Genomic DNA, 22,265 nt, shown 5'->3' on the forward strand with positions numbered 1-22,265 from the left:
GGTACAACTTTAATTGAAAGCTAGTATTTCATTCAAATAAAAGCCAATATATTCAGTCCGAATGCTTATTCATGGCCTACTATTGCACCAACTTTAACTGATATGTTTAGAAGGGATTAGCCATGAAATCGGCAATATTTGATTGAGCGGCTAGGCTACATAAATCAATTCAATGCAACGACTTAAGATACACAACGCGCACCTAAAAACTCACTTCCCACCATGGCGAACAATGACAGCCTGCATCACCAATCAAGTTGTCCACGGCTTTGAGTCTGATGCCGACTCCGTTGTTGTATAGCTTCCGTCGCTGCCCTTATGCAATGAGAGCCCGATGGGCTCTTTTGGTTTCTGGTTTATTGGTGAACTTGCGAGAAGTGGCTCTAAAAAATAAGCCGCCAGAGCTGCTGCAGGCTTCTCAAAAAGGAACCGTGCCAGTGCTGATGACTGCAGATGGGACAGTGATTGATGAAAGCATGGATATCATGCACTGGGCTCTTCAGCAAGCTGATCCCTTCGATGGGCTGCGAAGTGGAAAAGCCGAAGAACAAAAAACAATCCAGCAGCTTATTAAACAGAATGATGGCCCTTTTAAATATCATTTAGATCGTTTTAAATATGCCTGCAGGTTCAAAGGAGAGGATGCCGAAGAACATCGCAACATGGCTAGAGACATTCTTTTGGAATGGAATGCGCGACTAGCACAACAAGAATCAAGTGATTACTATGCTTGCTTTATTGGAGAATCTCAGAGTTTGGCAGACTGGGCTCTATGGCCTTTTGTGCGTCAATATCGTCTCGCTGATCCATCAAGCTTTGATTGCGATCAAGATCTTCAAGCCATCAAAAGATGGTTGCAAGCCTTTCTGCAACATCCACTGTTTGCAAGATTGATGACACCAGTCAAACCTTGGTTGCCAGAACATCAACCTCAGACTTTCCCTGCTGATTCAAGTTTAGTTAAAACAGATCAACCATTGTTTCATCTGGCTTTGATTGAAGACTGGCAAGACGCATGCAATCAAGGGGTTTATCAATTCTCTACTCGCGGATTAAAACTCAAAGAGATTGGATTCATCCATTTGAGCTATCAGCATCAACTTGAGTCTACTTATCATCAATTTTATCGTGATCGAGGCCAGGTGCTTAGCTTGAAATTAAACCCAGAGCAACTGACAATGCCGCTTCGAGCCGAACCCTCATCAGCAGGGGAGCTGTTCCCTCATCTTTTTGGAGTCCTGCCTTTGAGCGCTGTAGACCTTGTGGAAACTTATCCATGAATGAACGCGTTGATGCCTATCAAGATCGTCTTCACTTTGCAGCAACAGAGAGGAACCGTGATGCAATTGCTGCTGTTCTGAGCAAGGCGCTGCCGAGTGATGGCAGAGTGTTGGAACTTGCAAGTGGCAGTGGCGAACATGCCGTTGCTTTTCAAAAATTGTTCCCAAAGCTCATTTGGCACTGCAGCGATATTGATCCAATGCATCTTCGCAGCATCAATGCTTGGATCCATTTTGAGCAGCTTGAACAGATCATGCCTCCACCCCTCAAGATCGATGTCAACGCGCGCCCCTGGGAATTGCCTGATGGACTAACTGATCATCTCTGCGGGGTTATTTGCATCAATATGATTCACATCTCTCCTTGGAATTGTTGTGAATCTTTGGTCCAAGAAGCTGCTCAATTGCTGGGCGATTCTGCACCACTGATTCTCTATGGGCCATACAAGCGTAATGGTCTTCACACGAGTGAAAGTAATGCCAGGTTTGATGATTATCTGCGCATGCAAGATCCAAGTTGGGGAGTGCGTGAACTTGAAGATGTAGAACATCTTGGTGTCAGTTCAGGCCTCTTGTTGAATGATGTGATTGAAATGCCTGCCAACAACCTCTCCTTGATCTTCACGCCTAGGCAATCATGACTTGATCACGCGAATCAAGACATCCCATCCCTACCGCTGACGGCAACGAAGAAGACTTAAGCCAACCAAAACTCAAGGGATCAGTTCGTCTTCATTGCTGACCACCCGCACACGCTTGGTCACTGTGATCACACCATCAGGATGCACCAACATCGCTGCCCATGTTTGGCTGCCGGGCGTGAACGGGGCCTGCACCGATTTAAAGATGCCACCACCATGCATCGGTGCCAGCTGGATATCAGGCGTGCTTTGAAGACTGACCTGTGCAGGCGTAAGCGCAATCAAGCCACCGGCAACCATCGCATGCCCCAAGGGCTGATCAAAGATCACGTCAACGTCGTAACGACTACCTGTGAGCACAGCATCAGGAATCAACAGGCTGATCGGCAAGGGTTTGCTGGCGCTACGCAGGATCGACTGCTCGCTGATCACTTCTTCACCAGTGATCAGTTTGCCTTCAGTGAGCAATGCCAAGCGTTGGTTGGCCTCAAGGGCATAGCTAAGGCTTTCCGCTTCACGACGACCACGCACTTCAACTTCAAAGGTCGGCTGTCCATCCTTTAAAGGTTCGGCTGGACGAACAGACCAACGGGCATCAGGAAACTTGGCAGAGAAAATGCGCAAACGACTTTCCAGATTAGATGCATATTCGTCTGCGAGCAGACCACTGAGGGCTTCACCTCCAGGTGTATTGAGAGCCTGTTGTAAGCGGGTGCTGAGAGGCACAGCATCTGCAGCCCTGCCAATCAATGGCATCAACGCTGAACACAATGCCAGCAGACTGGAGGCCAAAGCAACTGGCTTGAGATGACGCACTGGAGGCTTGAGGGCACTGCCGATAAGTTAGGCCGCACCTTCATGCTCTGCCCACTGCCATGCCCAGGCTTCTGATTGCTGCAAGCGGCACCGGTGGCCATCTTTTTCCAGCACTGGCTGTTGCCGAAGCCTTGCCCGCCTCCTGGAGCGTGTGCTGGCTGGGAGTACCAGATCGCCTCGAAACCCAATTGGTGCCAGAACGCTATGGGCTGACCACTGTGCGCGCCGGTGGTCTACAAGGTCGCGGCCTGCGCAAGCTGGTGCAGTTGCTGCAATTACTCGCTGCCACTGGCAGGGTGCGAAAGCTACTGCAAAAGCAAGGCATCCAGACTGTTTTCACCACTGGGGGCTACATCGCTGCGCCGGCAATCTTGGCGGCTCGCTGGTGCGGCATCCCTGTGGTGCTGCACGAATCCAATGCCATCCCCGGACGAGTGACGCGCTTATTGGGCCGCTTCTGCCAGGTCGTGGCTGTAGGCCTCCCTGTTGCTGCCGAGCGCATCCCAGGCAGCAGAGTTGTGGTCACAGGAACACCTGTGCGCTCGACATTCCTTTCGCCACAGGCCTTGCCGCGTTGGGTTCCTTGCGGTGATGGCCCATTGCTGGTGGTGATTGGTGGTAGTCAAGGGGCCGTCGGACTCAACCGCATGGTGCGAGGCGCATTGCCATCGTTGCTGGAGGCCGGTTGTCGCGTGGTGCATCTCACCGGCAACAACGATCCAGAGGTAGGAGAACTCGATCACGCCAACCTGGTGGAACAACCCTTCAGTGATGAGATCCCTGGCTTATTGCAACATGCCGATCTGGTGATTAGCCGTGCTGGCGCTGGCAGCTTGAGTGAACTAGCCGTTTGCAACACACCAGCGATTTTGGTGCCCTTCCCCCAAGCGGCAGACCAGCATCAAGAGGCCAACGCAGCCTGCGCCGCTGCGCTTGGGGCTGCCGTGATCGTGCATCAACATGCAGCCGAACATCAGGCTCTTGGTCATGCTCTGCAGCATTTACTGGGCTCTCGCCTACGCGGAATCAATCGAGAAGAGGATCCATTGCTGAAGATGAGGCAAGGCATGCAACGACTGGCCGTGCGGGATGCTGATCAGCAATTAAGACATCGACTTGAAGATGTCATCCCCTAAGCCAGAGGGTGGCGTTGTAGTTCCAGTCGCATGGCGCTAATGATGCGGCGATTATTGCGACGGCTTTGATAACCGATCCGCAACCAGTTCTCGCCTAGCCCCTCAAAAGAGCGGCAATCACGCAAGAGAATGCGATGGCGCGCTTCTAAGGCTTCACGCAGAGGCAGCAGAGAGCTCTGAGCACGAATCAACAAGAAATTTGCAGCCGAAGGCATGGCAGTAATGCCAGGTAATTCCGCAAGTTTGCGCTGCAACCAGACTCCTTCACTGGCTGTCCAACGTTGCACCTTGCGGCACCAACGTTGATAGCGGCGGGGGTTTCGCAGTAAATGCTCTCCAACAGCAGCAGCGATGCCATTCACAGGCCAAGGGTCACGCCAGCCAGCCCAACGCTGCAAGCGTTCAGGCTGAGCCAGGGCATAACCAAGCCTCAGGCCGGCAATGCCATAGAGCTTCGTGAGGCTGCGGATCACCACCAAATTGGGATGAGCCTCCACCAGAGGAATTAAAGACTGAGGTTCACCATGGGGCACTAGAGGCAAAAAGGCCTCATCACAAATCACCAGGCGATAACGCTCAAGCAGAGGCTCTAAAGACGCACGACTCCAAAGTTGCCCTGTGGGGTTATGAGGATTGGTGATCCAGGCGACTTCTGCAGCAGCTGCTGTTGAACCGGCTGCGAGAGGCTCGCCTGCTGGTGAGGCTGCGGTTGAAGTCGCAACTGCTGGTGCTGTTGGAGCCACGCCAGCTGGTGAGCTGGCTGTTGGCGAACCAGAAAATCCCGGAAAAGGCTGCGGCATCTCACCAGACCAGGAGAGGGGCAGTGGCAAAGCTTGCTGGCAGGCTTGCCAGCACCTCAGAGCCCTGCCGTAATCAGCAAAGCCTGGAGTAGGCAGGCCACTCACGCCTTCAAACGCTGCATCACGAGCGGCCCAGGTGAACAGTTCCGCCGCGCCATTTCCCGGCAACACCATCAGGGGATCAACCCCATGCCAGTTGCTGATCACGTCTCGCAAGCGCTGATGGCTGCGATCCGGATAATCCCTCAGCGTGTTGTCAGTTAGAGCCCTTCTTAAACACCCTTGTAAAGCTCGCGATGGAGGGAAAGGAACCAAAGAGGCACTGGCATCCAAAAGCTGCTCCGGTCGACAACCCAGCCGTTGCGCCTCATCAATGCGATTGCCACCGTGAAGGGAGGGAGCGGAGCTCAAGTCAATGGCGACCCATAACAACAATCCATCCTGCCGAGTGGGAGGGAGTCGACGTGCTCAAAAAAGCCGATAGAAAGCAATGGCACAGCAAATTTCTAATCGCTCAAACGATGCGCCGTCGTCTGACCGCCCTCATGGTGATCCTGGTTAGCAGCACTGCAATCCTTGGCATTGCTCAACGCAGTGGAGCTGAAAACAACTTCAAGCATCTCGTGCAATTGCTGGAGACAGGCGCCTGCATGAGTTGCAGTCTTGAGGATGCCGATCTGATGCATGCCGATCTGCGTGCTGCCAACCTTGAAAAGGCCAAGTTGCAGAGAGCCGACCTCGGTCGCGCTCAGCTTGATGGAGCCAACCTAAACGGGGCTGATCTGAGCTTTGCCACCCTTCGCCACGCCTCATTACGTGGGGCCGATCTCAGAGGCGCCAACCTCACAGGAACTGATCTGATCGGAGCCGATCTCAGTGGCGCAAAACTGGACGAAAACGGACTGTCTAGTAGTCACTGGAAGGATGCCAAGGGAGTACAAGCAGTGGCTAGCGATTATGCCTCGCTCCATAACGCTGGTGTGGAGGAAGCTTTGCAAGGTCGCTATCCAGAAGCAGAGGACTACTTCAATAAAGCCCTGATTCGTCGACCGGATGCAGCAATCACATGGGTTGCACGAGGGATTTGCCGAGCTGAACAGGCAAATCGAAACATGGCCTCACGCGATTTTGCTTATGCAGCTGAATTGTTCGAGCAGCAAGAGCAACCTGAACTAGCTCAACAAATGCGCGAGGGAGCAGAACGAGTCAAGAAAAATCCAACTCAGCGTGGCGGAAATGGTATGGGTGGAGCTTTACTCAGCGGAGCGGCTGGGTTATTCCAACAGCTACTCCCTCTGGCAGCAAAATATTTTTCTCCCCTCGCGTTCTGAGAAGCCAAGCAAAACAATCTTGTAGCTCAACGCCGCGGTTGAGTATAAATTAAGTTGCGCGCTGCTTGAGTAGAAGGTCGATAGCCATAGCCATAACTACCACCCTGCTCATCGTCAATAATGCGAGGTGTCACCATGATGACCAGCTCACTCTTGCTCTTTGTTCCATTTGTGGACCTAAAGAACTGGCCAATCACAGGGATGTCTCCAAGAATTGGCCATTTTGTAACCACCTGAATATCACGATCACTAATTACACCTGTAAGAATCAAAGTTTGGCCATCTCGAACACGAACAGCACCAGTTTCAAGAAGCCTTTCATTGACGGTCTTAATGACGCCACATTCGCCCTGATCAAGTTCACCAACCTCAGCCGACAGATTGGGTTCTAGCGAGAATGTCACAAATCCATTGTCATCAATCTTACTAACTTTAGCGCCTAGAGATAGACCCGCCGTTTCAAATGTTGGCTCACAATAAACATTGCCATTCTGATCCGTTGTGACCACAAAGGCAGTAACAACTTTATCGCCGAGGCGCACATAGGCTTCGTTTGCATTTTTTCGACCTATATCTCCATCACTACTCCTCTCATCGCTCTCAGAGAGTATTAGCGTAGGAGAGGCCAATACCTTGGTGTTAGTGGATAAAATTTGAGCCTGGAGAAAATCATAGAAGGCTTGATCGGGGTAATTTAGGGAAGGATTGCGGGTCTTGCTTTCAGTACCTTTTTCTTTACTAGACTTCGTGGATTCTTCCGATGAGTCGCTTGTTATATCAAACAGAATTGGCCCGCGGCCTGCATTCGTCAAGAGATTGCCAAGGCTATCAAATTGAAGCCCATCAGCCTTTTCAGGAAGCCCTTCGTCATCACGCTGAACTTTTCCAGTCGACATACCATAATCGTCCAACTCATAAATATAACCATAGTCATAACCTTGTTTCCAAGTGCTTGCTGTAGAATCAGAGCTGCTTTCAGTCTTAGTCTCCACTGGAGCAGATTCAAAAGAGTCTGAGTTAGCTGGCAAGTTGCGACCAAATGCTGCCAACAATTGGCCATTATCGTTGACAATTAAATTATCACCAAACCGCAATGAAAAGCTATTATCAATATCACTAACATTGTCCAAATTTACATCCAATATCTTCACTGAAAGTGCCACCTGGCGTGAGCGCAGATCAATTTGCTTGAGATAGCTCTCCGCCACAGTAACCAATTGCGAATCGCCTACCAATGTGATTGTCTGCAAGCGAGAATCAGTTGTGCCTGTAAGACCCTTTAGCGGGCCCACAGAGGCCCCATAGGTGTCAATACTGGTTGAAGTGGATGTCGTTTGAGAGACTTGATTATTGAGCTGAGATGTTCCTGCAGAGGACGATTCGCCTGAAGTAATGGTGGTGGTATTTACCTTGCTAATCGTTGCTCCAAGGCTGGCTAAATAATCTGCAGCCTTGTCGGCCCTGACCTGATTCAACCGATACACCTTCGAAACCTGAGGACCAAATGTTTTGCTCGCAACGGCACTGCCAACAAGCAACGTGCGGCCATCAAGCTTGCCTTGTAACCCTGATGCCAACAGCACCCCATTGAGGGCACGGGCATAGCTCTCATTTTGAAAAGCCATCGACACCTTCTTATTTCCACCATTGACTGGCGCATCTGCTGATGTGTCCACTCCAGTCGTGTTTCCACTTTCTGAATCATCCCCGACAAAAATGAATCCATAGCCTCCCAATCGAGCAAGAGACATCAAGGCATCTTTCGCAGGAGCATTGTTCAAGGTCAGAGTCACTGAAGGACCACTCACCTGCACAAAACTGCGGTTACTCAGCACCATGGTGCCCACGGCCATATCTCCTAGTGGAGGCGCGACAGCTCGTTGTCGCAAAGGCGGTACATAAGACGCCTGAGGGACCCTGCCTGGCGTGCGCAAATCCAAGCGTCCAGTTTGCGTAGCCTGAGCAGTTAACCCAGGAAAGCTAAGGATCAAATTGCGGCCGTCGGCACTAACCAATGGTTTCAGTAACGGCCTGCCGGCCACCCCTTCAACATTTAATTGATAGCTCTCGCCTGATCCTGCAAGGCTCACAGATTGCAGCCCCAGTTGCGGCATCGACACTTGCTGTGGGCCGCGGCGCAGTCCAGGCTTGCCCTGGGTAGTCAATCGACCTTCCCAGTTCTGACCAGTTTGTCGCTGCTGCACAACGGGCTGCGGGCCCACACCTTCAATGATGACTTCAACGCTGTCTTGAGAGCGTCGCAACTTCAGCTCCATCGTCCCCTGCTTCTGTGCCTTCACCGGAGCTGGCAGCATCAAGCCACCGCTTATAGACGCGCCATACAAACCAAGAGCTGTAAGCAAAGGAACCAGTCGCTGGGAACGAGACATACGGCGACCCAGGGTCGATCTGGCACACAATCTTCACGGATGGTATCGATCGATTTCCTCGCCAGCTAGGGGCGCTTCAGGCTTCAGGAGGGAATCCTTCCTCAGACTCAAGAATCCTTCGCTTGCCTTGCTTGGCAGGAACGGATGTTTTGTCATAGAAGGTTAGTTTCAGCTTGAGCTGCGTGAGTGCTGGTCCTGTTACGACGTCATCTTCTGGCCTCTGCTGAGGGTCGAGTGCTGTGAGCTCAAGATCACTGGGTTGGACCACGAGCTGCAAAGCTTCTATTCCTCTAAGAAAGTCCTGCAGGGCGATAAAAGGTCCACGGGCCTGAAGGAGAACGGCTGTTTTCTCGTAACCACGTCCTGCCAGTGGGTTTTCAGGGCTGATCTCCTCGCCATCTGGGTTCGACTTCGTTCCCGGAGGCTCTTGGCTGGTAGCTGCCGATGGTGACGGGGCGACTAACACAGGTTCATAGAGCTCCAGCACCACCCCTGCCGCCATGGCTTCGCGGCTCAACTGAGCCAAAAAGGTTTGAATTTTGTTCTTACCTGCCACCAGATTCAGCAACACATCTTGCTGTTGTTGAACCTTTGCTAGCTCTTCAGTGGCTGTCTTCAACTGGCCAGGCAGCAACGGTAATGAGGCCTCCTGGTTGAGAAGCTGTTCCAGACGTTGCTGCTGGGCTTCCAAGCGAACCAAGCTAGGCGATACAACCGTGAAGACCAACGAGCCAGCCACCATGCCGCCTATCAAGAGCGGCACCCCCACCAAGACACGCTCACGTGTGATTTTGCGCTGCCAGCTCGGCCGCTCTTGGCTGAGATTGGTCATGGTGCTACCCCTTGTTCCTGAAGCAGCTGATAGCGCTCTACCAAACCGCTTGCACCCAACTCACTCAACTCCTGCAAAGAAGACCTGGCCTTGGGATCTAACGTCACATCGACGCTGAATTTCACGAATTCCTCATCCTCACCAGCCCCCTCCCTCACCACTTTCAAAACCTTTACCCCATCAGGTTTCACCATCGGCAGGGCCGCAAGTTCCAGAACCAATGCATTGATGCGTTCAAAGGGACCCGGAGAACCAACGCCCAAGGATTGACCGATGACTTTGATCTGCTGAGTCCTTACCGCAACTTCCTTCAGCTGTATGCCTTGAGGCGTTAGCCGGCGCAATTGTTCCATCAGTGCAGAGCTCGCTCGAACCGCGACCAACTGTTCAGCGATCTGGGTGTTTTCTTTACGGATGACTGCTGTACGGGCCTTTAGCTGCTTCAGTTGCGTCTGATCCAGCCGCAATCGTTGTTCCAGTGGCTGCAAGCGATCAAGCTCAACCTGTTGCTGACCTTCTTGCCAGGTCAACCAAGCGGCCACTGCTACAAAAGCAAGCACCAGCAGAGCCCCGAGCCCAATGCCCTTGCCAAGCAAGGATCGCAACTGAGGCATAAGAGCAGGCTGAGCCGTCAGACCCAACTCCTGGCGACGCTCTTGCAACAGATTCAACTCAGCCCTAGTCAATGAAGCCATCAGCGCTGCTCCCAGGCGCCCGCTAGGGCTAAACAAGCCAAAGCTGCGAAGTCACCCTGCCAGAAATCAGGCTCTGGCCCTTCAAGGGCGGGTTGCTCTTCACCAACCAACCAAAGCTTCTGCTTGCTTAGGCACTCACCTTGACCTTGAGACTCCAACGCTAAACAAAGTTGCTGTTGATCAACAGCACCGGCTGTAACCCACCATGCCAAAGGGGGCGACGCCCCTTCGCTGCGCAACCGCCAAGCCTGCAAAACCTCATCAAGCTCCTGTAAAAGATCTTTCGACAGATCGCCACCATCAAAAGAAGCCGAAAGAGCATGGTCGAGCTCAGGCAAACCGCTGCGTAATAGCACTAAACGCCAGTGCCCATGATGCTTCAGCAACCAAGCCAGATCACCTTCAAAGTGTTGGCTGGCCGTACGTACAGTCCGCCAGGCAGCTGTCAGCATCCACTCAAGGCTCAGTAGCGGTAGATCCGCCGCCTCGCCGACATCAATCCAGGTATTCACCATCAACCTATCAGTCCCAACCGCTAAAGACAGCGGCGTTGGAGTCGACAAAGATCCAGCAAGCTGCACCGATGACACAGCTAAATAAGACTCCGAAAAGGACAATGGCCAATTCAGCTCAAGGTTGAGCTCTCGCAGGGCCTTCACCTGATCCCCCTCTGGTTCACCATCAGGCCAGTAGAGCAAGCGCCATTGACAGGTCTGCATTGGCAACAACATCTCAAGCTGGCCTCCGAGAAGACCTATATCCAGAAGTAGGTCCCCTAACAACTCACCCAAAGCTTGACGCTGGGTTGGCATGCCTCCACGACAAAGACCTTGAGGCAGTGGTACATGTCGAAGAGTCAACCTCTCCCCCTGTTTCCAGAGCATCACGAGAGCAGACTCATCAACAGCAAGCAGTACCCGTTGCCTCAAAAGCCATCGCTCCGCCATGGCCTGCAACTGCTCCAGCTGCGGAAAACGTTCGCGTAGACCAGCCAACACCAAGGAAAGGCAACCCCGCTCTGGACGAAGGGTATCGGCTACTGCCAGGGCACGCCGCTCCCGACAGCCTCCGACACATGCCGGAAGCCATGGCGGTCAAGCTGGTCGATCAGCCCATCCAAAATATTCGGCACCAAATCTGGGCCCTTAAAGATCCAACCTGTGTATAGCTGCACAAGGGAAGCCCCGGCACTGATTCGCTCCCATGCGGCCTCTGGTGAGTCGATGCCTCCCACGCCGATCAGGGGCAACGCCGGACCTGCACTAGCCCGCAGCCGACGCAGCACCTCCAAGGCCCGTTGACGTAGTGGTGCTCCACTGAGCCCACCAGCCTCCTCCGCAAGGGTGCGACCCGTTTGGGGAAGGACCCGCCCGTCGAGGCCGAACCTGTCGAGGCTTGTATTTACAGCAATGACACCTGCTAAACCCTCCTCATAAGCCAATCGAGCCAGACCATCAATGGCATCGTCTTCGAGATCCGGAGCGATCTTCACCAGCAGCGGCGGGCATCCTTGCAACCGTCGCAATCGCTCCACCAGCCGCCTCAACTGGCTGGCACCCTGGAGATCACGCAAGCCGGGTGTATTAGGAGAGCTGACATTGATCACGGCGTAATCCGCCAATGGTGCCAGCAACTCAAGCGATAAGGCGTAGTCGTCTGGGGCCAGCTCCAATGGCGTGATCCTGGATTTGCCCAAGTTGAGACCCAGCACAGCTGGACGCTGGCCAGGTGAAGGCAAAGCCTGTTTCTCCAAAGTGCGACGCATCACTTCAGCACCGTTGTTGTTGAAACCCATTCGGTTCAAAGCGGCCTGCTCAGCAGCAAGGCGAAAGAGTCGGGGCCGAGGGTTGCCGGTCTGCCCATGCCAAGTCACAGTGCCGAGTTCGGCGAATCCAAATCCAAAGCGATCCCAGATACTGGCCGCCACTCCGTTTTTGTCAAAGCCAGCGGCCAGTCCAACAGGATTACGAAACCGGCAGCCGAATAACACTTGCTCAAGCCGCAGATCACGGCGTTGTAAATCCAAGGCTATAGCTGCCAGGACAGCTGACACGCCTGGCCAATCTCTACGTAGGGACGTCTGGCTAAGGGCACTCAATGCTGCTTGACTCAACTGTTCCGCATCTAAGCCCTGATCATTCGCGAGTATTGGTCCAAGCCAACGGCGATACAACCCACCGGTGGAGTACACCTTTGCAGGTGATGGCTCAGCCATCCAGGGCCTCCTCAGATCTGATCCGATCCTGCCGCGCAGCGGCGCAACCGCCAGCGGTTCTCCCCCACAGGCTCCAATAGCCAATCGCGCCAATGCCAGGGGGCAGTCTTACCCGCAAGCTGCTCGATTGGTTGCTCCACCAACTGGGCCAACTCAACCAGGCTGAGGCTATAGCCACGCTCAGCTAAACGATCAGCGAGCTCCAGTCTTGTGAGCAGCCGCTGCAAATGAGCAGGGGCATAATCTTCGCCGTCTCCAGTTTCTTTGATCGGCTCAACAAGATCGAGTGCAATAGAGGCTGACCTCCGTCCAGACATCAACGCTGGAGCACCACCACCTTTGGAAAAGCTCACAGCGATTTGGTCAACCCTTTCATTGTCTGGATCACCGCTGTGACCTTTCACATAAGCCAGGGGCACATCATCCAAGCGAGCACGGTCCAGAGCTAGCCAGAGATCCTGATTCAGCACAGGCTTGCCAGCCGCCGTTCGCCAACCCTTACGTTTCCATCCCGCCATCCATTTGCTCAAACCATCAATCAAATATTTGCTGTCGGTACGGATCTTTAAATCGGGGTGGCAAGGAAGCTCTTTGAGCTGTTCCAGCACATTAAGGGCCGCCTGAAGTTCCATGCGGTTGTTGGTCGTGGCCGGCGCATAGCCTCCGAACTCCTCCACGCTGCCATCCTCAAAGCGCAGCAGTGCCCCCCAGCCCCCAGGGCCAGGATTTCCACTACAAGCCCCATCAGTGGCAGCAGCCACAACCCGTCCACGACCATCAGCCATTTGAGAAGTCTGCTGTTGTTTGGTACAACACGGTTCGCTTGGTCCTTAGTAATTAGACGTTATGTCGCGAACCTACCCCGAGCTCCTCATGGCATTGAGAAAGCCAGGTAACAGGCTGTTGGTTTTAGGTCTTGGTTTATTCACTTTGTTGACGACCTTGCCAGTAATCTCCAAAACGATTTTCAACAGTCAGCCTCTCAACCAAGAACGCTTGGTCGTACTGGCTCAGGCAGTGGGAGGAAATCGCTGGAAACTGCTCGTACTCGAACAAATCAAGCCCCTGCCCCTCTGCTGGGAAACCCGTCCAGACGGATTGGTCAATCCCACCCTCAATAACTTCAACTTTGCAGGAATCTGCAATCGTTATTTAGACAGCAACGGCTATTCCTTGCGAAGTAGTGGCGAAGACGTGGCTAACAAATTTCGGCTGCGAATCAAACAAAGCCGAGAACGTCTGGAACTCAAAGCTCTCAATCCTGCGCGAGCGGTTCCAATTACCGTTGCCAGCGCAATCCTTCCTCAACGCAATCGTGATGCATTTGTGAAATTAAACCTGGAACCCGGTTGGAAGCTGGAGCGTCGCACATATCAAGGACGCAAACTCAGCCACGTTTACTTTGCTCATCCAGATCCTGTGAACCTCTTAATTGCTAAATCGTCTGCTCATCAAGGACCTTCCGTCTTCAATCAACTAGGAGCTCCCAAGGCACCACTTCCTCCCCCAATTTCAATAGGGAATAACAGCGCCATACAAGGCAAGGGCCCCATTCGACTCGTTGTGATTCCTTATCGTCCCTGACGTAGGTCACTGCAGAGAGGACAGTTGACGTAGCGCCCCTTAACACCAGTAACTCCAAAAAATGTCCCATATCATTAATATTGTGAGGGGTGCGAATCAACAGTTCAGGGTCGAAACAAGGAAAGACTCCTGAATCTGTCCCACCTAAAAATCCCTGCCTTTGGCAGGGATTTTTTTTGCGTGGCCAATATGCAAAAAAAACACCGGCCCCGAAGGACCGGCTAAGAGTTAAAAAAACGGATGCATAGCAACCAACCTGAAGGTCGCTATCCGCTGGCAATCACTTGAGGCTGACCTTACCGCCAACCTCTTCGATGGCCTTTTTGAGAGCCTCAGCATCATTCTTAGAAATGCCTTCCTTGATGGTCTTAGGAGCGGCTTCGACCATGGCCTTAGCATCGCCCAGGCCGAGGCCGGTGGCTTCACGAACTGCCTTAAGGACCTTGATCTTGGCCGAAGCGTCGAAACTCTCAAGCACAACATCAAATTCGGTTTGCTCTTCGGCAGCCTCATCAGCAGCGCCACCAGCAGCACCAGGAGCAGCCATCACAACGCCTGCAGAAGCAGCGGCAGAGACACCAAAAGCATCCTCAATCTGCTTAACCAGCTCAGAAGCCTCAAGCAAAGAAAGGGTTTTTAGCGAGTCAAGAATGTCGTCGGTTTTTTTAGACATGGTTTGGATTAAGCAACAGATCAGGGAGAAATAGTCGGATCGAAGACGTTCAGCTCTCGCCACTCTCGGCGTGCTGATGAAGCGCCCGGGCAAGGCCGGAAGGAACCTCGTTGATACCCACAGCAACCTTGGTGGCCAAGGCATTGAGGGAACCTGCGATCTGTGCCATCAGAACCTCCTTGGTTGGAAGAGAACCAATAGCCTTGATCTCACCCTGTGAGAGGAGCTTGCCTTCGAAAAGACCACCCTTCGTCTCGGATTTTTTAGTGTCCTTCTGAAAAGCCTGTACGGCCTTAACAGCACCACCAACATCGCCCTTGATCAGAACGAAGGCGTTGGTACCAGTCAGTAAGGATTCGAGATTCGACCAGGCACCATTCCCATTAATGGCGTGGCGCATCAAGGTGTTTTTGGTCACCTTGCACACCCCGTTGCTGGCCTGCAAACGCGTGCGCAGATCAGACATTTCCTTAATGGAGAGACCCTGAAAATCCAGGACCAGTGCCATTTCAGCCTCGCCGAGAAGCCCCTTGAGCTCTTCGACGATCTGTTGCTTGCTCTCCAGAGTGCGGCCCATAGGAATTGGATCGGATCGGGTGAACAAGCTGGACACGCACTCGCCAAGTGCTCAAGAATGAGCAGAGGCCGCGTGTCGATCCAATCCCAACAGGGAAAAACCTTCGCATCTACCTCGACAGGATTTAAACAACCTCAACTGATGCATGAAGCATCACTGCAAGATGGCAACCTGTTGTCTTGGGCCGGGCGCGTGCCCGTTGGCTTTCGCCAAGGGGCAACCCTACAGCAACAAGGTCAATCGTCCTCTTCGATGTCCTGAAGAGCAGTCACATCAACTTCCACTGAAGGGCCCATGGTGGAGGTGATGTACAGACTCTTCCAATAACGACCCTTGGCACCACTTGGCTTATTGCGATCGATGGTCTCTTGCAACGTCTTCAGATTATCGAGCAGGGCGTCTGCGGAAAAACTTGCCTTGCCGAAACGCACATGCACGATGCCAGCACGATCAGCCCTGAATTCCAGCTTGCCTGCCTTGAACTCCTTGATCGCAGACGCTAAATCTGTGGTCACTGTTCCAGCCTTAGGGTTTGGCATCAGGCCACGGGGACCGAGCACTCGGCCCAGCTTGGCCACCTTGGGCATCATGTCAGGGGTAGCGATCAAAAGATCAAAATCCATCTGTCCTTTGCCGATGCTTTCCACCAAATCATCATCCCCAGCCAACTCAGCCCCAGCGGCCTTTGCCTCAGCTAACTTCTCTCCCCTGGTGATCACGGCGATGCGCACGCTCTGACCCGTACCCTGAGGCAGAGCAACAGTGGTTCGCAACTGTTGATCGGTGTACTTGGGATCAATCCCAAGGCGCACGTGGGCTTCGATGGTTTCGTCGAATTTCGCTGTGGCGTTCTCTTTGACGAGCTGAATGGCCTCAAGAGGCTGATAAACACGGTCTTCAACTTTGGCGAGAAGACTAGTAATACGTTTAGACAGTTTTGGCATGGCAGATGAGGGGTGCAGGCGACACAACGTGTCTCCCCCGAAAATGGTGAATAGATGAATCTTGAAGACGGACGCTACATCAGTGTCAGTCGCTGATGGAAACGCCCATGTTTCGAGCAGTACCTTCAATGATGCGCATGGCCGACTCAATACTGGTGCAATTGAGATCAGGCAGCTTGGTCTTGGCGATCTCTTCAAGCTGAGAACGGCTTAGGGAGCCGACCTTGCCATGGGCGGACTCACCAGAACCTTTCTCAATCCCGGCAGCCTTCGTGATCAGCACTGATGCTGGGGGAGTCTTGGTAATGAATGTGAAACTACGGTCTTCAAAAACCGAGATCTCTACCGGAATCACAAATCCGGCTTTGTCCTGCGTGCGAGCGTTGTACTCCTTGCAAAACGCCATGATGTTGACTCCATGCTGGCCAAGGGCAGGACCCACAGGCGGAGCAGGATTAGCTTTGCCAGCCTGAAGGGCCAGCTTGATCACAGATACAACTTTCTTGGCCATGGACGAGCGGGATTGAACGATTGCGGATGACCTGGCCCTTGGGACAAGTGCGGCAAGATGGTGGCCCACCTCTTTGGCCGCCCTCCGCAGGGAGACGGCCGCCGTTAGCTCAATTCTGCTTATTGATTTGAGAAAACTCGAGTTCGACAGGTGTTTCCCTGCCAAAGATTGAGAGAAGAGCTTTCAGCTTGCTGCGCTCTCCAGAGACCTCGATCACCTCCCCCTGGAAGTCCTTGAAAGGACCCGAGGTCACAAGGATCTGATCGCCCTCAGCGAGATCGACCTTGACGAGCGTCTTTTTCTCAGCAGCACGCTTGAAGATGCGATCCACCTCCTGACGACTGAGCGGTCGGGGTTTGATGTGACCCCGAGCTTTCCCTGTGGCGCGGCGGTCCTCAGCCCCCACGAAGTTGATCACGTTGGGGGTGCTGCGCACCGCCATCATTGTGTCTTCATCAAGAACCATTCGTACCAACACGTACCCCGGAAAGACCTTCTCCTCAGTGGACTGACGACTGCCATCCTTTTTCAATTTCACTGCTGGGGTCTGGGGAATTTCGATCTCCAGAATCCTGTTGCTCACACCAAGGGTGACGGCCCGCTGCTCAAGAGTTGCCTTCACCTTCTTCTCACAGCTAGAGGCCACCTGAACGGCATACCAGCGGGCTACGGTTGTTCTGGCTGCAGGAGTTGGGGCCTTGGTACCCTCCTCTCCATCATTAGGAGCAGGCAGTTCCAGAACCTCAGATGGTTCTTGTGGTGTGAGCTCGAGTTCTGACACTTGCGCTGATAAGAAGCTAATGGTTTTGGAAAGACGGTTGATGCAAGACAGCAAAACCGCCCTACACAATCAAACGAAAATCTGGGACGACGCCCAGCTATAAAACCGACTCACGGCAGCGATGAATGCAGCCGAGAGACTGACCATCAGGATCACGGCGATGGATTCGCTGAACAGCTGCTGGCGACTGGGCCATACCACCAGGCTCAACTCCTCATATGTTGCTGCAAGAAACCCACTCTGACGGGTTGGTTCTGCTTCAGGAGAATCGCTGGAGTCGGTGGTGTCCTCGGCAGGAGATTCGCTGGAGTCTGTGGTGTCCTCGGAAATAGGGCTGGTCACGGAGCTTAGGCCGGTGGCTATCGCCGGTGCTGAAGCACACGCCGGCAAACAAACACCTTACCGGATACCTGTTTCAATCCTCAGGAAGGAACTGAAATGGTTCGGAGGCCTGAGCACCTGGTATCACGCGCACGGCGCGGGCACCGCTGAAACGTTCTTCCAGCAATTCCGTGGCCAACGGGTTCTCAACCCGACGACGCAGTACACGCCGTAAAGGGCGAGCGCCATATTCCGGTTCATAACCTTGCAAAGCCAAAGCCTCAACGGCGTCTGCCTCCACACGCAACTCAAGACCTTGCTCAGCCAGCAGGCTGGAGAGATCGGCCAATTGCAGCTGCACAATCCGCTGAAGGTCATCAGCCTTGAGCGGCCGAAAACGTATCACCTCATCGATGCGATTCAAAAATTCAGGCCGAAATTGCTTATTGAGGGCTTGATCCACCTTTTGAGCCAGGCTCTGATCAAGACAATCCCCATCTATCCCCTCCTGCTGTGCCAAGCGAGACGCATCAAGGATGGCGCGACTCGCCAAGTTGCTAGTCATCACAACCACGGTGTGACGGAAGTCCACGGTGCGGCCCTGCGAGTCAGTGAGACGGCCATCGTCCAGAACCTGCAGGAGCACATTGAACACATCAGGATGAGCCTTCTCAATTTCATCAAGAAGCAACACCGCATAAGGACGGCGACACACCGCTTCGGTGAGCTGTCCACCCTCCTCATAGCCGACATAGCCGGGAGGAGCCCCCAAAAGACGCGCCACGGCATTGCGTTCCATGAATTCACTCATATCGAGTCGCACCAGCGCCTCTTCCTCATCGAACAAGGAGGCCGCAAGCGCTTTTGCTAGTTCTGTCTTGCCCACGCCAGTGGGTCCAAGAAACAAAAACGAACCAACAGGACGGCGCGGATCCTTCATGCCCGCACGAGCCCGACGAATCGCTGCCGCCACCGCCTGAACCGCTTCGGGCTGACCAATCACCCGCTCGCCAAGATGGGCTTCAAGATCTAGCAACTTTTGCCGTTCAGCAGCCAGCAACCGCTGAACAGGAATCCCAGTCCAGCGTGCAACGACATCGGCAATGTCTTCAGCCTCCACTTGCTCCCGTAGGAGCGCCGAACCAGATGCCTTGGCAACAGCCAACGTTTCTTCAAGGTCGGCCCGTCGTTGCTGAACCCTATGCAATTGGTCGTATTGAAGACGTGCCGCCGCCTCTAGATCACCGAGTCGCTCTGCTTCAGCAATGGCATTGCGGAGATCCTCGTCTTGTTGCAACAAATCCCGCAGCTCGGCCAGATGATCCCGTTCGATCTGCCAGCGCTCTCGTAAATCTGTGAGCTGAGACGCCGCAGCAATCCGAGCAGCCTGTAACTGAACCCGTTCAACCTCCGGTGCCTGCTCAGCCGCCAGCAAAGCAAGCTCGACACGACGAAGCTCCGCCTCCGCCTCTTCAACCACCTGAGGCTTCGAGGTGACATCCATCTTCAGCTGGGCTGCAGCCTCATCGATGAGATCGATGGCCTTATCAGGTAAGCAGCGGTCACTGATGTAGCGATCAGCTAAGCGATTTGCAGCAGTCACCGCACCATCGGTGATCGTGACGCCGTGGTGAAGTTCGTAGCGCTCTTTCAGGCCTCGCAAGATTTCAACGCTCAATTCAAGACTCGGCTCCTTGATTAAAACCTGCTGAAAACGCCGATTGAGTGCCTGATCCTTCTCCACTGTGCGGCGATAGTTCTCAGGGGTTGTAGCCCCAATGCAGCGGAGGTCTCCCCTTGCTAAAGCCGGCTTGAGCAAACTTCCAGCATCCGCACTGGAACGATCGCTGCTCACCACTGTGTGCAGTTCATCGATGAACAACACCACACCTGCATCTGGATCGCTCACCTCTTTCAACACAGACCGAAGCCGTTCCTCGAATTGACCACGAAACTTGGCACCAGCGATCAGTGCACCAAGATCCAGGGAGACCAAGCGCAAACCCTTCAGGGAATCAGGAACCTCCCCAGCAACAATGCGTTGAGCCAACAGCTCGGCGATGGCCGTTTTACCAACGCCAGGAGCTCCAATCAACACCGGATTGTTCTTGCCGCGACGCGATAAAACCTTGATCAAACGGCGAATCTCTGGATCTCTACCGATCACAGGATCTAGCTGTCCTGCCTGAGCTGCAGCGGTAAGGTCACGACCATAGGCCTCAAGAGCCTGAGGTTCTTGCTGGAGTTGCAATGGAGTTGGCTCCCCAGCAGCGACTGCAGGTTCTTGGATGATCGGCGGGGCAGGAGAGGAGACAGGTCTCGTTTGTGAGGCCACCGATGCAGGCGGCGCAGAATCTGGCGCAGGAGGAGAAGGCGGCGTTGATGTACGCAACTGGCGCCTTCCTTTGGGCAAGCGTCTCAACTCCGCTTCCAAGCGTTCACTGGGCATTCCTAGCTCTTCAAATAGCTCTGCCCCAATGCGCGGATCGCGCCCCAACGCAATCAGCAAATGAGACACGTCAATCAGCCGAGATCCCCAGCGAACTCTGGAACGGTCTGCTTCTTCAAGGAGGTCTTCAAGGTCATCGCCGATGAACAACCCATCGCCTCGAGCCATCGGCTGCTCGGCCAAAAAACCTTCCAAGCGATCCAGCAGCGCAGTTGAATCAATGGGCAGAGCCAACACCCAATCGCTGTAACGCCGATCACTGAAAAGCACCTGGATCAAGTGCTCCACATCCAGCTGACCATGTCGCCAACGGCGGGCGACATCCTGACCGACAAGCAACAAATCCCAAGCGTCATCACTGAATCGATCAGGATCACTTGTGAGACTTCCCTGGGCGGAAGCCGCTTGGCTGGTCTCAGGATGCATAGGGATCAGCTCACGGCCTCACGAGAGGCCAGTTGAATCAGCTCCACCTTGTAGCCATCGGGATCTTCCACAAAGGCAATCACGGTGTTGCCATGTTGCATAGGCCCGGGTTCTCGCACCACACGCCCCCCCCGCTTTGAGATAGCCAAGCAGGTGGATTGAATATCCTCCACGCCCAAGGCGATATGGCCATAGCCCTCTCCCAACTCGTAGTGATCTTGGTCCCAGTTGTATGTGAGCTCCAGCACTGTGGTGTCACTCTCCTCGCCATAACCGACAAACGCCAAGGTGAAGCGACCTGAGGGGTAGTCCTTTCGCCGCAAAAGATGCATGCCTAGAACCTCGGTGTAGAAGCGCAGAGAACGATCCAAATCCCCCACCCTCAGCATCGTGTGCAACATCCGCATCTCGAGCGATCCTGACCTTTAGGACTCAGTTCATTCTGCGTCGTTCTACGACTGACAACAGCCTCAGCATCAGTAAAAGGGCTAGGCGGTACACAGTCCGCGGGATGGCAAACCATAGGATCCACGCAACTTCAATTCGTCACAGGTGATCGATTCCCTCGACCTCGTCATTGACACCATCGTGGCCAGAGAGGTTCTGGACTCCCGCGGCAACCCCACAGTTGAAGCAGAAGTGTTGCTCGAAGCAGGTGCCATCGGTCGGGCCATCGTGCCCAGCGGAGCAAGCACCGGTGCCCATGAGGCGCACGAATTAAGAGATGGCGACAGCCGCTACATGGGCAAAGGGGTGATTAAGGCTGTGAACCATATCGAGGATCGGATTGCCCCAGCACTCTGTGGGATCTCCTCCCTAGATCAGGCCAGCGTTGATGGCACCATGCAAGAGCTTGATGGCAGCGACAACAAATCAAGCCTGGGCGCAAACGCGATCCTGGCGGTGAGCATGGCCACTGCCCGCGCGGCGGCCAATGGCTTGGGTTTGCCCCTCTACCGCTACCTGGGAGGCCCAATGGCCTCATTGCTGCCCGTACCGCTGATGAATGTGATCAACGGTGGTGCGCATGCTGCTAACAATCTCGATTTTCAAGAATTCATGCTGGTGCCCCATGGGGCAAGCACCTTCCGAGAATCACTTCGCATGGGTGCAGAAGTATTCCACACACTCAAGGGCCTGCTCAGTGCTCAGGGGCTTTCAACGGCAGTTGGAGATGAAGGTGGATTTGCACCCAACCTGACCAACAATGATGCAGCAGGAGATCTGCTCATTCAAGCAATCGAAAAAGCAGGCTATTCGCCTGGTAAGGATATTTCCTTGGCACTAGATGTAGCCAGCACAGAGTTCTATAAAGACGGCTGCTATGCCTTTGGGGGTGGGAGTTACACCAGTACCGAAATGGTCAATCAGCTCGAAAAACTTGTTGATCGCTACCCAATCATTTCGATCGAAGATGGATTAGCAGAAGATGATTGGCAAGGTTGGGCTCTACTTACAAAAAAATTGGGGAAGCGTATCCAACTGATAGGTGACGATATTTTTGTGACTAGTACTAAGCGCCTACAACAGGGAATTGATCAAAACGTAGCCAATTCCATTCTGATCAAAGTGAATCAGATCGGCTCGCTAACCGAAACGCTTCAGGCCATTGATCTTGCTGGGCGCTCTGGTTACACCAGCGTGATCAGCCACCGCAGCGGCGAAACGGAAGACACCACAATTGCCGATCTTGCTGTTGCTACCCGTGCTGGGCAGATCAAAACGGGCTCCCTAAGTCGCAGTGAACGGGTAGCGAAATACAACCAACTGCTGCGAATCGAAGACGAACTCGGTAGTCAAGCGGTCTATGCAGGCGCCACAGGACAAGGGCCACGGGGGCGAAGCTAAGCACAGGCCTCAAAG

22 protein-coding genes are annotated in these 22,265 nt (G+C 53.7%); 6 read left to right on the forward strand and 16 right to left on the reverse strand.

All coding sequences use genetic code 11. The annotated features are described in order from the left end of the window. The first annotated feature begins 278 nt into the window (after nt 1–278). Both EV12_RS01180 and EV12_RS01185 read left to right on the forward strand, forming a co-directional pair. The gene (locus EV12_RS01180) at nt 279–1,280 is read left to right on the forward strand and encodes a DUF952 domain-containing protein (RefSeq protein WP_036910996.1); all 1,002 of its coding nucleotides are present in this window, start codon (nt 279–281) and stop codon (nt 1,278–1,280) included. Next, nucleotides 1,277–1,921: a DUF938 domain-containing protein gene (locus tag EV12_RS01185; RefSeq protein WP_036910999.1), complete on the forward strand. Its 645-nt coding sequence runs from the start codon at nt 1,277–1,279 to the stop codon at nt 1,919–1,921. Before EV12_RS01180 ends, EV12_RS01185 begins: the two co-directional genes overlap by 4 nt. Before the next feature lie 72 nt (nt 1,922–1,993). Here EV12_RS01185 and EV12_RS01190 read toward each other — a convergent pair whose 3' ends face one another. Next, the gene (locus tag EV12_RS01190) at nt 1,994–2,677 is read right to left on the reverse strand and encodes a hypothetical protein (protein WP_052039510.1); all 684 of its coding nucleotides are present in this window, start codon (nt 2,675–2,677) and stop codon (nt 1,994–1,996) included. 119 nt (nt 2,678–2,796) lie between these two features. On the opposite strand from EV12_RS01190, the gene murG reads away from it, so the two are divergent. Then, nucleotides 2,797–3,873, forward strand: a complete 1,077-nt coding sequence (murG, locus tag EV12_RS01195; protein WP_036911003.1) for an undecaprenyldiphospho-muramoylpentapeptide beta-N-acetylglucosaminyltransferase — start codon at nt 2,797–2,799, stop codon at nt 3,871–3,873. Here murG and EV12_RS01200 read toward each other — a convergent pair. Continuing rightward, the gene (locus EV12_RS01200) at nt 3,870–5,084 is read right to left on the reverse strand and encodes a pyridoxal phosphate-dependent aminotransferase (RefSeq protein ID WP_036911076.1); all 1,215 of its coding nucleotides are present in this window, start codon (nt 5,082–5,084) and stop codon (nt 3,870–3,872) included. The genes murG and EV12_RS01200 overlap by 4 nt on opposite strands. Before the next feature lie 110 nt (nt 5,085–5,194). Here EV12_RS01200 and EV12_RS01205 point away from each other — a divergent pair, with 110 nt between their 5' ends. Continuing rightward, the gene (locus tag EV12_RS01205) at nt 5,195–6,004 is read left to right on the forward strand and encodes a pentapeptide repeat-containing protein (RefSeq protein WP_036911078.1); all 810 of its coding nucleotides are present in this window, start codon (nt 5,195–5,197) and stop codon (nt 6,002–6,004) included. Between the two features lie 26 nt (nt 6,005–6,030). Here EV12_RS01205 and EV12_RS01210 read toward each other — a convergent pair whose 3' ends face one another. The 6 genes from EV12_RS01210 to EV12_RS01235 all read right to left on the reverse strand — a co-directional run bounded on the left by EV12_RS01210 (nt 6,031) and on the right by EV12_RS01235 (nt 12,921). Then, nucleotides 6,031–8,394, reverse strand: a complete 2,364-nt coding sequence (locus tag EV12_RS01210; protein WP_036911006.1) for a type II secretion system protein GspD — start codon at nt 8,392–8,394, stop codon at nt 6,031–6,033. 76 nt (nt 8,395–8,470) lie between these two features. Continuing rightward, entirely contained in the window at nt 8,471–9,226 is a 756-nt protein-coding gene (locus EV12_RS01215; RefSeq protein ID WP_036911008.1) for a hypothetical protein, read from the reverse strand. After that, the gene (locus EV12_RS01220) at nt 9,223–9,921 is read right to left on the reverse strand and encodes a PilN domain-containing protein (protein WP_036911010.1); all 699 of its coding nucleotides are present in this window, start codon (nt 9,919–9,921) and stop codon (nt 9,223–9,225) included. The genes EV12_RS01215 and EV12_RS01220 overlap by 4 nt, the downstream gene beginning before the upstream one ends. Beyond that, nucleotides 9,921–10,919: a hypothetical protein gene (locus tag EV12_RS01225; protein WP_052039508.1), complete on the reverse strand. Its 999-nt coding sequence runs from the start codon at nt 10,917–10,919 to the stop codon at nt 9,921–9,923. The genes EV12_RS01220 and EV12_RS01225 overlap by 1 nt, the downstream gene beginning before the upstream one ends. A 38-nt stretch (nt 10,920–10,957) precedes the next feature. Further along, nucleotides 10,958–12,136, reverse strand: a complete 1,179-nt coding sequence (locus EV12_RS01230; RefSeq protein ID WP_036911014.1) for a quinone-dependent dihydroorotate dehydrogenase — start codon at nt 12,134–12,136, stop codon at nt 10,958–10,960. An 11-nt stretch (nt 12,137–12,147) separates the two neighbouring features. Beyond that, nucleotides 12,148–12,921 (reverse strand): ribonuclease H family protein, encoded by a 774-nt coding sequence (locus EV12_RS01235; RefSeq protein ID WP_036911016.1) that lies wholly within the window; start codon nt 12,919–12,921, stop codon nt 12,148–12,150. Nucleotides 12,922–12,982: 61 nt separating this feature from the next. Here EV12_RS01235 and EV12_RS01240 point away from each other — a divergent pair, with 61 nt between their 5' ends. Continuing rightward, nucleotides 12,983–13,720, forward strand: a complete 738-nt coding sequence (locus EV12_RS01240; RefSeq protein ID WP_036911019.1) for a DUF3747 domain-containing protein — start codon at nt 12,983–12,985, stop codon at nt 13,718–13,720. A gap of 280 nt (nt 13,721–14,000) precedes the next feature. On the opposite strand, the gene rplL is transcribed toward EV12_RS01240, so the two are convergent. From rplL to gloA, 8 genes are all read right to left on the reverse strand, one after another. After that, on the reverse strand, nt 14,001–14,393 hold the full coding sequence (gene rplL / locus EV12_RS01245; protein ID WP_036911021.1) for a 50S ribosomal protein L7/L12: 393 nt from the start codon (nt 14,391–14,393) through the stop codon (nt 14,001–14,003). 49 nt (nt 14,394–14,442) lie between these two features. Next, nucleotides 14,443–14,970, reverse strand: a complete 528-nt coding sequence (gene rplJ / locus EV12_RS01250; RefSeq protein WP_036911022.1) for a 50S ribosomal protein L10 — start codon at nt 14,968–14,970, stop codon at nt 14,443–14,445. A gap of 236 nt (nt 14,971–15,206) precedes the next feature. Further along, complete coding sequence (rplA, locus tag EV12_RS01255) at nt 15,207–15,914, reverse strand: 50S ribosomal protein L1 (RefSeq protein ID WP_036911025.1); 708 nt, start codon at nt 15,912–15,914, stop codon at nt 15,207–15,209. A gap of 85 nt (nt 15,915–15,999) precedes the next feature. After that, nucleotides 16,000–16,425 carry a 50S ribosomal protein L11 gene (gene rplK, locus EV12_RS01260; protein ID WP_036911027.1) on the reverse strand — a complete coding sequence of 142 codons (426 nt, stop codon included), beginning with the start codon at nt 16,423–16,425 and terminating at the stop codon, nt 16,000–16,002. A 109-nt stretch (nt 16,426–16,534) separates the two neighbouring features. Further along, nucleotides 16,535–17,206, reverse strand: coding sequence for a transcription termination/antitermination protein NusG (gene nusG / locus EV12_RS01265; RefSeq protein ID WP_036911080.1), 672 nt, complete (start codon nt 17,204–17,206; stop codon nt 16,535–16,537). Between the two features lie 69 nt (nt 17,207–17,275). Beyond that, nucleotides 17,276–17,548 carry a preprotein translocase subunit SecE gene (gene secE / locus EV12_RS01270; protein ID WP_011131450.1) on the reverse strand — a complete coding sequence of 91 codons (273 nt, stop codon included), beginning with the start codon at nt 17,546–17,548 and terminating at the stop codon, nt 17,276–17,278. Between the two features lie 73 nt (nt 17,549–17,621). Further along, complete coding sequence (locus EV12_RS01275) at nt 17,622–20,402, reverse strand: ATP-dependent Clp protease ATP-binding subunit (RefSeq protein WP_036911031.1); 2,781 nt, start codon at nt 20,400–20,402, stop codon at nt 17,622–17,624. 5 nt (nt 20,403–20,407) lie between these two features. Further along, the gene (gene gloA, locus EV12_RS01280; protein ID WP_036911033.1) at nt 20,408–20,809 is read right to left on the reverse strand and encodes a lactoylglutathione lyase; all 402 of its coding nucleotides are present in this window, start codon (nt 20,807–20,809) and stop codon (nt 20,408–20,410) included. Nucleotides 20,810–20,954: 145 nt separating this feature from the next. On the opposite strand from gloA, the gene eno reads away from it, so the two are divergent. After that, a complete protein-coding gene (eno, locus tag EV12_RS01285; protein WP_036911035.1) occupies nt 20,955–22,250 on the forward strand; it encodes a phosphopyruvate hydratase in 1,296 nt (431 codons plus the stop codon). Nucleotides 22,251–22,265: the final 15 nt, after the last annotated feature.

Origin of the sequence: Prochlorococcus sp. MIT 0701 (assembly GCF_000760295.1) — a bacterium.
Classification (GTDB): Bacteria; Cyanobacteriota; Cyanobacteriia; order PCC-6307; family Cyanobiaceae; genus Prochlorococcus.

Bases quoted from the DNA above. Each gene is read 5' to 3' on its own strand.
- EV12_RS01180 (WP_036910996.1), top strand. From the start codon at position 279: ATGCCGACTCCGTTGTTGTATAGCTTCCGTCGCTGCCCTTATGCAATG.
- EV12_RS01185 (WP_036910999.1), top strand. From the start codon at position 1,277: ATGAATGAACGCGTTGATGCCTATCAAGATCGTCTTCACTTTGCAGCA.
- EV12_RS01190 (WP_052039510.1), bottom strand. From the start codon at position 2,677: ATGCCATTGATTGGCAGGGCTGCAGATGCTGTGCCTCTCAGCACCCGC.
- murG (WP_036911003.1), top strand. From the start codon at position 2,797: ATGCCCAGGCTTCTGATTGCTGCAAGCGGCACCGGTGGCCATCTTTTT.
- EV12_RS01205 (WP_036911078.1), top strand. From the start codon at position 5,195: ATGCGCCGTCGTCTGACCGCCCTCATGGTGATCCTGGTTAGCAGCACT.
- EV12_RS01210 (WP_036911006.1), bottom strand. From the start codon at position 8,394: ATGTCTCGTTCCCAGCGACTGGTTCCTTTGCTTACAGCTCTTGGTTTG.
- EV12_RS01215 (WP_036911008.1), bottom strand. From the start codon at position 9,226: ATGACCAATCTCAGCCAAGAGCGGCCGAGCTGGCAGCGCAAAATCACA.
- EV12_RS01220 (WP_036911010.1), bottom strand. From the start codon at position 9,921: ATGGCTTCATTGACTAGGGCTGAGTTGAATCTGTTGCAAGAGCGTCGC.
- EV12_RS01230 (WP_036911014.1), bottom strand. From the start codon at position 12,136: ATGGCTGAGCCATCACCTGCAAAGGTGTACTCCACCGGTGGGTTGTAT.
- EV12_RS01235 (WP_036911016.1), bottom strand. From the start codon at position 12,921: ATGGCTGATGGTCGTGGACGGGTTGTGGCTGCTGCCACTGATGGGGCT.
- EV12_RS01240 (WP_036911019.1), top strand. From the start codon at position 12,983: ATGTCGCGAACCTACCCCGAGCTCCTCATGGCATTGAGAAAGCCAGGT.
- rplL (WP_036911021.1), bottom strand. From the start codon at position 14,393: ATGTCTAAAAAAACCGACGACATTCTTGACTCGCTAAAAACCCTTTCT.
- rplJ (WP_036911022.1), bottom strand. From the start codon at position 14,970: ATGGGCCGCACTCTGGAGAGCAAGCAACAGATCGTCGAAGAGCTCAAG.
- rplA (WP_036911025.1), bottom strand. From the start codon at position 15,914: ATGCCAAAACTGTCTAAACGTATTACTAGTCTTCTCGCCAAAGTTGAA.
- rplK (WP_036911027.1), bottom strand. From the start codon at position 16,425: ATGGCCAAGAAAGTTGTATCTGTGATCAAGCTGGCCCTTCAGGCTGGC.
- EV12_RS01275 (WP_036911031.1), bottom strand. From the start codon at position 20,402: ATGCATCCTGAGACCAGCCAAGCGGCTTCCGCCCAGGGAAGTCTCACA.
- gloA (WP_036911033.1), bottom strand. From the start codon at position 20,809: ATGCGGATGTTGCACACGATGCTGAGGGTGGGGGATTTGGATCGTTCT.